Raw genomic sequence first — 11,476 nt, forward strand, 5'->3', positions numbered from 1 at the left:
GGCCACGGCTGGCGGTCTTGTCAAGGCGTAAGGAAGGTGACCGTCTTCGCGGTCAGCACGCCGTCCACCACCGTGTCGCCCACCACGGTGACGCGGCGGCCGTTGGCGAGGTCGGCGATGGTGCCGTTTTCGAAGACCGTGGTGGAGCCGCCGGCGTTCACCAACTGGCCCTTCACCACGAAACTCGAAGGCGACAGGTAGTTGCCGATGGCGCCGATCAGGGTGAAGGCGACCGGCCCGCCGACGCCCGGGATGTTGCGGATCCGCAGCTTCTTCACCACCAGCACACCGCCGGACATGAAACCGTCGAGCTCGACCTTGACGCCGTTGCCGATGGCGCTGGGAGCGCCGCCCGTGATGATGGCATTGGACGCATCGACCGGCGTGCCGAGCACCTTGAAGGCATTCAGCCCGGCGTAGTTGGTGATGACGCCCGCCAGCTGCACGGCAGCGGCATCCTGCTTTGGCACGGCATACCAGCCTTGCACCTTGGTGGCTGCGAACACGCCCGCAATCGGTGCCGCGCTGCCGCGCACCCGGACGATGGCGCCTTCGGTCAGAGTGAATGCGTTCAGGCCGCCGGCGAACACGGTGCTGGCATCGTACTGCACCGTGAGCTGGCCCAGCGTGAAGCGCTTGTTGCCCAGGTCCAGGTTCTGCACGATGCCGGTCACCAGCGGCTCGACCGAGGCTGGCTTCAGCTCGACCCGCGTAGCCCGCAGCGTGCCCGGCGCCGAAGGCAGGCCCCAGACCTGCACCACGCAGCCGCCCGCGACATCGGTGAGGCTGTTTGCGCCGCTCCATACGGTGGCGTTGTCGACGGTAACCATGGTTCCCATCACCACGAAGCTGCCGCCCGTCAGGTCGATGGCCGACATGGCACCGCGCAATTCGGCGGCCGATTCGACCTGCTGCGCCGTGGCGGCGGTGAATTCGGTGTCGATCTTGCCGGCGATGCGCACGCTCATGCCGATCTGCAGCTCGGTGGCGTCTTCAAGGCTGGTGGTTGCGGCGTCGGTGTTGTAGCGCACGCCATTCAGGATGATGCTGCCCAACCCGCCGACCGAACCAACGCCGGTGGCGTCGGCCGTGCTCACGCCAGTGCCGCCCGATCCCACGCCCCCTCCGTCGCTGCTGCCGTTGCCTGCGGTGCTGGTGCCATCGGTGCCGCCTGTGCTGCCCGTGCCGCCCGACCCATCGGTACCGCCTGCTGTGCCAGTTCCGTCAGTCGAACCCGTGCTACCGGTGCTACCGGTGCTACCGGTGCTACCGGTGCTACCGGTGCTACCGGTGCTACCGGTGCCTGTTCCGGCCGTGCCATCGCTCCCCGCGGAAGACGTATTGCTGCTGCTGAGCGTGCCCAGGCTCGCCGCGGAACCCCCGCCGCCGCCTCCGCCGCAAGAGAGCAGCAGGGCGATCGCACCGGCAAAAAGGACGCCGCGCATCCATCTGTGGTGGGTTTTCATCGTGTAGTTTCTCTCTCTTCTTCTTCTTCCCGCGGGGAAGCGACGGCCGGCGCATTCGGCGTCGGCTCGTCTTCATAGTAGGTGTAGATGCCGACGCGGATGCGCCCCGTGGCGCCGCTTGGGGCACGGTCGACCGCGCGCGTCATCTGAGCTACCAAATCAAGGTGCATCGCAGTCCAGCGTTCGCGCACCATTCGGTGGATATTTTCGCAATCCTGCATGCTGAGACCGCGCGCGAATACCGCGCGCTCGAGCATGCGCGGCTCTTCGCCGAGCGTGTTGGACACCGCGGCCAGCAGGTGGTCACGGCCATTGTCCCCAAGGAAAGCCAGCATCGATTGCAGGTCGTCCACCGGCACGAAACCGTCGACCTTGAGCTCGGCGCAACCGTCGTCTTCGGCCACCATGTTCAGGCGCACCAACTCGTCAAGGATGGTGCGATGGTGAACGTTGCCGCGGCTCCCGAGCTTGGCGACCGTTTCGAAAGAGGGCGCATCGACCCCGCCGGCCGTGATCGGCAGGCGCTGCAACGCCTGGTTTTCGGACACCAGCTGCAGCCAGAGCGTGAAAGTCTTGGCCGCGGCCGACACCTCGGTGTGGGGTAGGGCATCCACCGTTTCGCGGACCTTGGCGGTCACGGCCTTGCGGTTCAGCCCGGTCGTGACGGACAGTTGGCTGATGTTGGGTTTGGGCACCCCTTGCTTGCGCCAGGAGCGCGCCGCCTCTTCCAGCAGCAGGTCACGCAGCAGGACTTCCAGGTGCGGGTGCTTCACCCCCATGGCAAGGGCGAGCCTGACCACCGGCCGCAGGATGCGAGCGCAGGCGGCAAGTGCCCAATCCAACTGGTGTTCCATGAAGTGAAAGCTGTTTTTGGTAATGCAGGTTGCGGCGCAGCAATTCCTGCCTCAAGGGCCGGTAAATCGCGTAGCTTGGTGCACTATTGTCCTCGTCTCCGCGAGGATGTGACAAAAAATCCGCACTAAGGTGTTCAAACGGGGTGGACCCTCATGAAGCGCGTTGGACAACGTCGTCCCGCCATGTCCCGTTGTCCTGTGCAAGGGGAGGAAGCTTCCGACTGGCGGACGCTGGTGCCGTCCTACGCTTGAGTTCGGCGCCACTCCCAGAATCGATTCGTTCCAACTTATGTTCCTTGGGCGCTTTGGCGCACAGGGCCAAGAGAAGTGAATATAACCACCGCAAGACGCTGGTACGGCCAAGGAGTCCCCCATGACCACTGAAACTTCGGACAAGGCATTTCCCTTTCCTACATCGAAGAACCACGGCAAGCCCGCCAGCGAGCCGGCGAAGCCGGTCGAGCAGGCGCCCAGCGAAGAGGCTTTGGACAGCGGGGTGGAAGAATCCTTTCCCGCGAGCGACCCGGTGTCCGTCACCGTGACGAAGGTCAAGCTGCCCAAGGCACCGCAGGACAAGGCGGAGGAGGCCCGCAAGTCGGATGAAAAGAGATAGCCGGATAGGGAAGGGTAGAGGCAGCCCCTTCGCTTCGCGCTTCTCTTCTCCTACACAGTGCCGCGCCGCAAGCTGACCCGCTGCGGCCGGCAACGACCTAGCTTTCCTGGAGTCGGGCACTCGGTCCGGCACGGCCTCTTCCTTCCGGCACTGCCGGCTTTCTTCAGGAGACACGACCATGAACAGCACTTCCAGACTTCTTGCAGCGCTCGCGCTCGGTGCCGCAGGCGCGGCGTTCGCCCAAGGCAATCCGCCGACCACGGCGCCGGCCAATCCGGCCACTGCGGCCGGCCAGCAAAATCCCTCGGGCGGCCCGATGGGCACCACTGGCGTGACCCCAGAAAGCGGCGCGGCCGCCCGCACCACCACCCCGCCCACGGTTCAAAGTCCTCCCGACACGAGCAGCAGCTCGCGCACGACCATGGCGGCTTCGGGCGACACGCCCGCAATGCGCCGCGCGCGCGCCGACCGCAACTGAGCGCGGCTGACCGCACTTCCTTCAACGCGGCGTATCCATGAATGCCGTGAGGCCGGGAACGGGCGCAGCGAGCAGGCCGCTGGCCATGCTCGCTGCAGTCCTTCTTCTCGCGCTCGCCCATATGCCTGAGGCGGACGCGATGGACGAAGCTCAATGGCTTGCAAGAGCGGCCGTTGCGGCAGCGGACAACCGGAATGCGCCTTTCGCGGTAATCGACAAGCGCAAAGCGCGTGTCTTCGTCTTCGACGCCACGGGGCGGCTGCAGGCTTCATCGCCGGTACTTCTGGGGCTGGCGCGCGGCGACGATTCGGTGCCCGGCATCGGAGAACGCCCGATGTCCGAGATACGGCCTGAAGAGCGCACCACGCCGGCAGGCCGCTTCGCGACGGAGCCGGGCCTCAACACCAAGGGCGAGGACATCGTCTGGATCGACTACGATGCGGCCGTTTCGATGCACCGCGTGCGCGCCACCCAAAAGTCGGAACGCCGCCTGCAGCGGCTGGCCTCGCCGACCGTGGCCGACAACCGCATTTCATACGGCTGCGTCAACGTGCCGGCCGCCTTCTACGACGCTTACATCAAGCCCGTGCTGGGCAGCCGCCGTGGGGTGGTGTACGTACTGCCCGAAACCATGGCGGCACACAAGCGCTTCGAATTCCTGAGCCGCTCTGAGCAGAAGCTCACCCGACGCGGATTCACCCCCGCAGGCTGATTACGCCAAGCAGCACCACCAGCGCAATGCCCAACACCAAGGTGGCGCATTTCCAGAACACCACCGGGTTCTTCTCGATCAGCGGCGTGCCGCGCCGGTTCAGAAAATCCGGGTGAGGCTGCCGCAGATCCTGCACGAATTCGGACAGCGCTTCATGCCGCTTGAGCGGGTTGGGTTGCAGAGCCTTGCGCAGCACTTCGTCGATCCATGCCGGAATGGCACGCTGCGCATCCAGTGCTGAGCGGTATTGCAGGTTGCGCTGGTCCGCGCGTGTGCGGATGCGCGCGGCCTCGGCGCCGTAGGGCAATCGCCCGGTGAGCATCTGGTACACGATGACGGCCAGTGAAAACAGATCGGACCTTGCCGAGCCGCCGTCTCCCAGGAAGTATTCGGGCGCCGTGTACTGCACCGTGCCCAGTATCGGGTCCGGCTCGGCCCGTGTGCTGTCGCCCAGACCCGCCACCCAGGCCGATCCGAAGTCGATGATGCGCACGGTGCCCGTACGGTCGATCATCACGTTCTCGGGCCGCAGGTCCTGGTGCAGCATTTCCATGCGGTGGAAGGCTTGCAGGCCCTTGGCCAGCTGCTCCACGATGCGGCGCACCGACTCCAGGCTGGGCCGAGGGTTGTCGACCATCCATTGCGCGAGCGTCTGGCCGTCGACGAACTCCATGGCCACGTAAAGGTAGTTGCGCTTGCGGTCCGGAACATGCGGCTTGAGCACGTGCGCGCTGTCGATGCGCCGTGCCACCCATTCTTCCAGCAGAAAGCGGTCCAAGTGCGCCTCGTCGTTCTGCAGGTCGATCGATGGTGTTTTCAGCACCACGCTCCGGCCGGTGTCGTCGTCCACCGCCAGGTATATGTGGCTGCGGTGGCTGCGATGCAGGTCGCGAACGATTGTGTAGCCGTCGAAGCGCATGCGCGCTTCGAGCACGGGCGGCAGCTGGAGTGCCGCGCGCTGCGCCTGCAGTTCGTTGAATTCGCCGTCGGGAAGTGCGTCGATCCGGACGACCTGCACCGTCAGGTTGTCGAGGCTGCCGCGCCGCCAGGCTTCTTCGGCGATGTTTCTTGCCGCGGCGTCGAGGTCGTCCGGGTTTGCCGCCAGCGCGGCGCCAATGGCGACGGCGTCCACGTGTTCATGGACGCCGTCCGAGGTCAGCAGGAAGACATCGCCTTTCTCGACGGCCACGGCCTGATAGTCGATTTCGATGTGCGGGCCGACGCCCAGCGCTCGGCTCAGGTAGCTGTGGCCGTCCGCCACCAGCACGCGGTGGTCTTCGGTCAGCTGCTCGAGCGCTCCCGCATGCCAGCGGTAGACACGCGTGTCGCCCACGTGAAAGACGTGCGCGGTGGTCGACTTGATGACCAGCGCGCTGAAGGTGCAGACGTAGCCTCGGTCCTTGTCGAAACGGCCACCGCTGTTCTGGGTCTGGGCGTGCAGCCAGGCGTTGGTGGCGGTGAGCACGCGCTGTGCCGAGCGGCTCACGCTCCATGCGTCCGACGTGCAGTAGTAGTCGGTCAGGAAGCTCCTGACCGCCGACTCGCTGGCCACGTGGCTGACATCGCTGCTGCTGATGCCGTCGGCAATGGCGATGGCCACCCCCTTCGCGTGGCGGGTGGGCGCCTCCGGCAGAGCCGCGCCGTGGAAGTCCTGGTTGGCGTCCTTGCGTCCCTTGTCGGAGTGCTGTCCGATCGATATTGCGAGTCCGGGACGCATCGCGGCGCGGCGGTCGTGCGGCTCAGCGGGCCGCAGCGGCGGCGGCAGCGGCGGCGCGCTTGGGCGCCGTGCGTATGTGGGTCGCGTACAGCGTCAGGCCGGTGAACGACAGGCCACCGATGAGGTTGCCCAGCACGGTCGGGATTTCGTTCCAGATGATGTAGTCCATGATTGAAAAATTGCCGCCCATGAGCAGTGCCGACGGAAACAGGAACATGTTCACCACCGAGTGTTCGAACACCATGAAGAAGAACACCATGATCGGCATCCACATGGCCACGACCTTGCCGGTGACCGAGGTGGAGATCATCGCACCCACCACGCCTGTCGACACCATCCAGTTGCACAGCATGCCGCGCACGAAGAGCGTCAGCATGCCTGCCGCGCCGTGGTTGGAGTAGCCGATGGTGCGCGCCTCGCCGATGGTGGCGATCACCTGCCCCACCTTGTCGGGCGCGCTTGTGAAGCCGAAGGTGAAGACGATTGCCATCAGCACCGCAACGACAAACGCGCCAAGAAAGTTGCCGACGAAGACCAGGCCCCAATTGCGCAGCACGCCGCCCATGGTGACTCCCGGCCGCTTGTCGATGAGGGCGAGCGGCGTCAGCACGAACACGCCGGTCAAAAGGTCGAAGCCGAGCAGGTACAGCATGCAGAAGCCGACCGGGAACAGGATGGCCCCGATGATCGAGTAGCCGGTCTGCACGTTGACGGTGACGGCGAACACGGCCGCCAACGCAAGGATGGCGCCCGCCATGAAGGCGCGGATCAGCGTGTCCCGGGTGGACATGAAGATCTTGGACTCACCGGCGTCCACCATCTTGGTGACGAATTCGGAAGGCAGGAGATAGGCCATGGCGTTGCTTTGGTTGAGGGAAAGAAAAAAGGAAAGAAGCTGAAAGAGGACGGGCGAGGGGAGGCGAGCCGCGTCAGGCGGCCTTCTCCAGCGGAAGATGCGCGGGCGAACTTGCGGCGGCCAGGCCTTGCAGCACGTCGCCGACCACGATGACCGAGGGGCTGCAAAGGCCGTTGTCGGCGATGGTGTGCTGCAGCGTCGCCAGCGTACCGACGGCGTGCCGCTGCGAAGACAGGCTGGCGTTCTGAATCACCGCGATGGGGGTCTCTGGTGGCAGTCCACTCAGCAACTCGTCCTGGATAGAGCCCGCGCTCGACACGCCCATGTAGATCACCAGCGTGAGCCTTGCCGAATGGGCCGTGGCCGCTAGCGTGCGCCAATCGGGCCCAGGCGCTCCGGGCTTGGCGTGCCCCGTGATGAACACCACGCCCTGCGCGTGCGCGCGGTGGGTGAGCGGCACGCCGAGCGACGTCAGCCCGGCCAGCCCGGCCGTGATGCCGTTCACCACTTCGACGTGGATGCCGGCTTCTGCCAGGTGCTCGACCTCTTCGCCGCCACGGCCGAAGATGAACGGGTCGCCGCCTTTGAGGCGCACCACGTGCTCGCCTTCGCGAACGGCCATGATCATCAGCCGTTCGATGAAGCTCTGCGGCGTGCTCTTGCAGCCGCCGCGCTTGCCGACGTGAATCACGCGCGCGCCGGGCGCCGCCATGGCGACGATCTCGTCGCTGACCAGGTCGTCGACAAGCAGCACCGTGGCCGACTGGATGGCCTTGAGCGCCTTTAGCGTGAGCAGTTCAGGATCGCCGGGGCCGGCGCCGACGAGCGTGCAGCGGCCTTGCATCGGCTGCATGCCCGTGTTGCGGTCGTTCGCGGGGGTGGCGCGCGTTGCGACGGACGGGGAGGTGAGAGTGAGGAAGCTCATGTGTTGTTGCTCGGCTGTGTCAGGCGGCGCTGTCTTCGGCTTGAAGGCAGGCGCGGTTCGCGGGGCCTGCGACGGGCCGCTCCAGGTCGACCGCATGCGTTGCGAGCTCGGCCGCATCCAGGTGCACCACGCCCTCGATCACTTTCACTGCGAACTTGGGCGTGCAGCCCTCGTCGGGCGATTTGGCGCAGCCGTCATCGAGACCGATGGCCCAGTTGTGCAGCGGACACGCCACGCTGGTGCCGAACACGATGCCCTGGCTCAAGGGCCCGCCCTTGTGCGGGCAGCGGTCGAGCAGCGCGAACACCTGATTCTCGGAATTGCGGAACACCGCCACGTCCACGCCCACCGGGCGCGCCACGCGGCGAGCGCCCAGCACCGGGATGTCCTCGACGCGGCAGATGACTTTCCATTCGTTGTTGTCGTTCATTGCAGTTGCTCCTTCGCTCACGCTGCCTGCGTTGCTTCGTCCACGACAGCCACGGGCGTGAACTGCCGCACATCCACCGACGCCTGGCTCGACTCGAACCAGGGATCGGGCTCCCCATCCAGCGCGAACTGCAGCCGCTCCCACAGCGCCTTGCGCCCGGCCTCGTCCTCCAGGATCTTCTTCTTCACATAGTCCAGCCCCACCCGCCCGATGTAGTGCACCGTGCGCTCCAGGTACCAGCCTTCCTCGCGGTACAGCTGCAAGAACGCGCCCGAGTACTCCATCACTTCCTGGGCCGTCTTCACCTTCACCAGGAACTGCGCCACCTCCGTCTTGATGCCGCCGTTGCCGCCCACATACAGCTCCCAGCCCGAGTCCACCCCGATCACGCCCACGTCCTTGATCCCCGCCTCCGCGCAGTTGCGCGGGCACCCCGACACCGCCAGCTTGACCTTGTGCGGCGAGTACATCGCCCACAGCGCCCGCTCCAGGTCCTTGCCCATCTGGGTGGAATCCTGGGTGCCGAAGCGGCACCACTCGCTGCCCACGCAGGTCTTCACCGTGCGCAGGCTCTTGGCATAGGCAAAGCCCGAAGGCATGCCGATGTCCTTCCACACCCCCTCCAGGTCTTCCTTCTTCACCCCCAGCAGGTCGATGCGCTGGCCGCCCGTGACCTTGACCGTGGGAATCTTGTACTTGTCGGCCGCGTCCGCGATGCGCCGCAGCTCATCGGGCGTGGTGTGGCCGCCCCACATGCGCGGAATCACCGAATAGGTGCCGTCCTTCTGGATGTTGGCGTGGCTGCGCTCGTTGATGAAGCGGCTCTGCGGATCGTCCTTGGCCTCCTTGGGCCAGGTGCTGATCAGGTAGTAGTTCACCGCCGGGCGGCAGGTCGCGCAGCCGTTGGGCGTGCGCCAGCCCAGGTTGCGGTAGACCGCGTCGTGCGTGAGGTAGTGTTCCTTCCTGATGGCTTCGCGCACGTCCTGGTGGTTCGCGTCGGTGCAGCCGCACACCGCCTTCTTCTTGGGCGTGGCCGAGTAGTCGCCGCCGGCGGTGAACATCAGGATCTGCTCCACCAGGCCCGTGCACGAGCCGCAGCTGGCGCTGGCCTTGGTGTGCTTCTTGACCTCGTCCAGGGTGAACAGGCCCTTTTCCTTGATGGCCTTGCAGATGGTGCCCTTGGTCACGCCGTTGCAGCCGCACACCTCGGCCTCGTCGGGCATGCTGGCGGCCTTGCTGTGGCCCTCGTGGCCGGTGTCGCCGATGTTGGACTCGCCGAACATCAGCTTGTCGCGGATGTCGTGCACGCTGCGCCCGTCGCGCAGGAGCTTGAAGTACCAGCTGCCGTCCACCGTGTCGCCGTACAGGCACGCGCCCACCAGCTTGTCGTCCTTGATCACCAGCTTCTTGTAGACCCCGCCGAAGGGGTCGCTCATGACGATCTCTTCCGTGCCTTCGCCGCCCATGAACTCGCCGGCCGAGAACAGGTCGATGCCCGTGACCTTCAGCTTGGTGGAGGTGAGGGACCCCAGGTAGCGCCCGATGCCGAACTGGGCCAGGTGGTTGGCCGCGACCTTGGCCTGCTCGAAGAGAGGCGCGACCAGCCCGTAGGCGATGCCGCGGTGGGCCGCGCATTCGCCCACCGAGTAGATGCGCGCGTCGGTCACGGTCTGCAGGGTGTCGGTGACCACGATGCCGCGGTTGCAGTGCAGGCGCATCTTCTCGGCCAGCTCGGTGTTGGGGCGGATGCCCACGGCCATGACGACCAGGTCGGCGGCCACCTCGGTGCCGTCCTTGAAGCGGATGGCCTTGACGCGGCCGGCCTTGCCGTCGTCGGCGTCGCCCACCAGCTCCTGGGTCTGGGCGCCGATGAGGAACTTCAGGCCGCGGTCTTCCAGCGACTTTTGCAGCAGCTTGCCGGCCACGTCGTCCAGCTGGCGCTCCATGAGCCAGGGCATGACGTGCACCACGGTGACGTTCATGCCGCGCAGCATCAGGCCGTTGGCCGCCTCCAGGCCCAAGAGGCCGCCGCCGATGACGACCGCGTTCTTGTGCGTGCGCGCGGTCTCGATCATGTAGTCGGTGTCGGCGATGTCGCGGTAGGCGATGACGCCTTTGAGGTCCTTGCCGGGCACGGGGAGCATGAAGGGGTTGGAGCCGGTGCACATCAGGAGGCGGTCGTAGGCGGCCTCGGTGATGGCGCCTTGCGCATCCACGGCGCGCACGATGCGCTTGACGCGGTCGACCTCGACCACTTTCTTGCCGGCGTGCAGGGTGATGTGGTTCTCGGTGTACCACTCCCAGCTGTTGAGCACGATCTCGTCCACGGTCTGCTCGCCGGCGAGCACGGGCGACAAGAGGATGCGGTTGTAGTTGGGGTGCGGCTCGGCACCGAAGACGGTGATGTCGTACAGCTCCGGGGCGAGCTTCAAAAGCTCCTCCAGGGTGCGCACGCCGGCCATGCCGTTGCCGACCATCACGAGTTTGAGTTTCTGCATGGGGTGGGGCCTTTCGGGAATCAGCGGGTTCGAATCAAAAATGCAAATGCCGGCACGCAGCCTCTTGGGGCCGCATGGACGGGTGGGGTTCAGGGGTTTGGGATGCTCGCGGAGCGCGGGCGGGGTGCTGGGCGCTTCTTCACGCTCCGGGTATCCGCAGACCGCGGAAACCTCACCAAAACGGTGCTTCGTTACACCATGAGCCAGCAGTCATGCAAAGACCGTGCCCGAGGCCGGCTCCATCACGTATCGAGCCTGAACATGCCCGCCCGCAGGCAGACGGCCGCTGAAACAAACTGGCTGGGGCAGGGGAGCCGCTACGCCCCTTTACGACCCCATCAGGTGCAAGACCACTTGCCTTCGGTGCGGCCGTTTCCGGTGTTCCCAGAGATAAATGCCCTGCCAGGTGCCCAGCGCCATGCGGCCATTGGCCACCGGTATCGAAACCTGGACGGCCGTAAGCGCCGAACGCACATGAGCCGGCATGTCGTCGGGTCCTTCATCGCGATGCCTGAAGAGCGGATCGCCATCGGGCACCAGCCGCGCAAAGAAGCGCTCGAGATCCGCCTGCACATCCGGATCGGCGTTTTCCTGCACCAGCAAGCTGGCCGAGGTGTGGCGAATGAAGAGCGTCAGTAGCCCGGTTTTAAAGCCGGTGCTTTGCACCCATCGTGCAACGGCCGTGGTGATTTCCAGCAGACCACGGCCAGCGGTGTCGAAGTCGAGAGTGGTGGTGGCTTGGCTCAGCGTCACACAAGGTCCTTCAAAACTGACTTGCCGCATACGTCGTTGCACAAGTCATTTAACATAATGCACATTGTGTTATTTATACGTGTGGGAGCAAAGTTGTAATGTCGCATTCCAGCAAAGTTCAAATGTCGCAAAGTTGGCCGCCCCGAGCTCGAAGGCATGGCCATGGCGACATCT

The 11,476-nt window shown here is 65.5% G+C and carries 11 protein-coding genes; 3 read left to right on the forward strand and 8 right to left on the reverse strand.

Going from position 1 to position 11,476, the window contains the following annotated elements:
• Positions 1-20: 20 nt before the first annotated feature.
• Together J2X92_RS17250 and J2X92_RS17255 are read right to left on the reverse strand one after the other, a co-directional pair.
• Positions 21-1,466, reverse strand: coding sequence for a DUF5666 domain-containing protein (locus tag J2X92_RS17250; protein ID WP_307577150.1), 1,446 nt, complete (start codon positions 1,464-1,466; stop codon positions 21-23).
• Positions 1,463-2,320 carry a DUF6502 family protein gene (locus J2X92_RS17255; protein WP_307577151.1) on the reverse strand — a complete coding sequence of 286 codons (858 nt, stop codon included), beginning with the start codon at positions 2,318-2,320 and terminating at the stop codon, positions 1,463-1,465. Before J2X92_RS17255 ends, J2X92_RS17250 begins: the two co-directional genes overlap by 4 nt.
• 373 nt (positions 2,321-2,693) lie before the next feature.
• Here J2X92_RS17255 and J2X92_RS17260 point away from each other — a divergent pair, with 373 nt between their 5' ends.
• The 3 genes from J2X92_RS17260 to J2X92_RS17270 all read left to right on the forward strand — a co-directional run bounded on the left by J2X92_RS17260 (position 2,694) and on the right by J2X92_RS17270 (position 4,123).
• Positions 2,694-2,933, forward strand: coding sequence for a hypothetical protein (locus tag J2X92_RS17260; protein ID WP_307577152.1), 240 nt, complete (start codon positions 2,694-2,696; stop codon positions 2,931-2,933).
• A 178-nt stretch (positions 2,934-3,111) separates the two neighbouring features.
• On the forward strand, positions 3,112-3,411 hold the full coding sequence (locus tag J2X92_RS17265; RefSeq protein ID WP_307577153.1) for a proteophosphoglycan ppg4: 300 nt from the start codon (positions 3,112-3,114) through the stop codon (positions 3,409-3,411).
• 139 nt (positions 3,412-3,550) lie between these two features.
• Positions 3,551-4,123, forward strand: a complete 573-nt coding sequence (locus tag J2X92_RS17270; protein ID WP_307577154.1) for a L,D-transpeptidase — start codon at positions 3,551-3,553, stop codon at positions 4,121-4,123.
• On the opposite strand, the gene J2X92_RS17275 is transcribed toward J2X92_RS17270, so the two are convergent.
• The 6 genes from J2X92_RS17275 to J2X92_RS17300 all read right to left on the reverse strand — a co-directional run bounded on the left by J2X92_RS17275 (position 4,107) and on the right by J2X92_RS17300 (position 11,296).
• Entirely contained in the window at positions 4,107-5,840 is a 1,734-nt protein-coding gene (locus J2X92_RS17275; protein ID WP_307577155.1) for a bifunctional protein-serine/threonine kinase/phosphatase, read from the reverse strand. The genes J2X92_RS17270 and J2X92_RS17275 overlap by 17 nt on opposite strands.
• 22 nt (positions 5,841-5,862) lie before the next feature.
• Complete coding sequence (locus tag J2X92_RS17280; RefSeq protein WP_307577156.1) at positions 5,863-6,696, reverse strand: formate/nitrite transporter family protein; 834 nt, start codon at positions 6,694-6,696, stop codon at positions 5,863-5,865.
• A 73-nt stretch (positions 6,697-6,769) separates the two neighbouring features.
• Positions 6,770-7,549, reverse strand: coding sequence for a uroporphyrinogen-III C-methyltransferase (cobA, locus tag J2X92_RS17285; RefSeq protein ID WP_307577167.1), 780 nt, complete (start codon positions 7,547-7,549; stop codon positions 6,770-6,772).
• Positions 7,550-7,640: 91 nt separating this feature from the next.
• Complete coding sequence (nirD, locus tag J2X92_RS17290) at positions 7,641-8,051, reverse strand: nitrite reductase small subunit NirD (RefSeq protein WP_307577157.1); 411 nt, start codon at positions 8,049-8,051, stop codon at positions 7,641-7,643.
• 17 nt (positions 8,052-8,068) lie between these two features.
• The gene (nirB, locus tag J2X92_RS17295) at positions 8,069-10,549 is read right to left on the reverse strand and encodes a nitrite reductase large subunit NirB (protein ID WP_307577158.1); all 2,481 of its coding nucleotides are present in this window, start codon (positions 10,547-10,549) and stop codon (positions 8,069-8,071) included.
• A 327-nt stretch (positions 10,550-10,876) separates the two neighbouring features.
• Positions 10,877-11,296, reverse strand: coding sequence for a secondary thiamine-phosphate synthase enzyme YjbQ (locus J2X92_RS17300; protein ID WP_373424851.1), 420 nt, complete (start codon positions 11,294-11,296; stop codon positions 10,877-10,879).
• Positions 11,297-11,476 lie beyond the last annotated feature (180 nt).

Source organism: Variovorax paradoxus (assembly GCF_030811855.1).
Lineage (GTDB): Bacteria > Pseudomonadota > Gammaproteobacteria > Burkholderiales > Burkholderiaceae_C > Variovorax > Variovorax paradoxus_L.

What these genes read in the sequence shown, in the direction of transcription:
- J2X92_RS17275 (WP_307577155.1), bottom strand. Translation starts at nt 5,840, where the DNA reads ATGCGTCCCGGACTCGCAATATCGATCGGACAGCACTCCGACAAGGGA.
- nirD (WP_307577157.1), bottom strand. Translation starts at nt 8,051, where the DNA reads ATGAACGACAACAACGAATGGAAAGTCATCTGCCGCGTCGAGGACATC.
- J2X92_RS17250 (WP_307577150.1), bottom strand. Translation starts at nt 1,466, where the DNA reads ATGAAAACCCACCACAGATGGATGCGCGGCGTCCTTTTTGCCGGTGCG.
- cobA (WP_307577167.1), bottom strand. Translation starts at nt 7,549, where the DNA reads ATGCAGCCGATGCAAGGCCGCTGCACGCTCGTCGGCGCCGGCCCCGGC.
- J2X92_RS17255 (WP_307577151.1), bottom strand. Translation starts at nt 2,320, where the DNA reads ATGGAACACCAGTTGGATTGGGCACTTGCCGCCTGCGCTCGCATCCTG.
- J2X92_RS17260 (WP_307577152.1), top strand. Translation starts at nt 2,694, where the DNA reads ATGACCACTGAAACTTCGGACAAGGCATTTCCCTTTCCTACATCGAAG.
- nirB (WP_307577158.1), bottom strand. Translation starts at nt 10,549, where the DNA reads ATGCAGAAACTCAAACTCGTGATGGTCGGCAACGGCATGGCCGGCGTG.
- J2X92_RS17280 (WP_307577156.1), bottom strand. Translation starts at nt 6,696, where the DNA reads ATGGCCTATCTCCTGCCTTCCGAATTCGTCACCAAGATGGTGGACGCC.
- J2X92_RS17270 (WP_307577154.1), top strand. Translation starts at nt 3,551, where the DNA reads ATGGACGAAGCTCAATGGCTTGCAAGAGCGGCCGTTGCGGCAGCGGAC.
- J2X92_RS17265 (WP_307577153.1), top strand. Translation starts at nt 3,112, where the DNA reads ATGAACAGCACTTCCAGACTTCTTGCAGCGCTCGCGCTCGGTGCCGCA.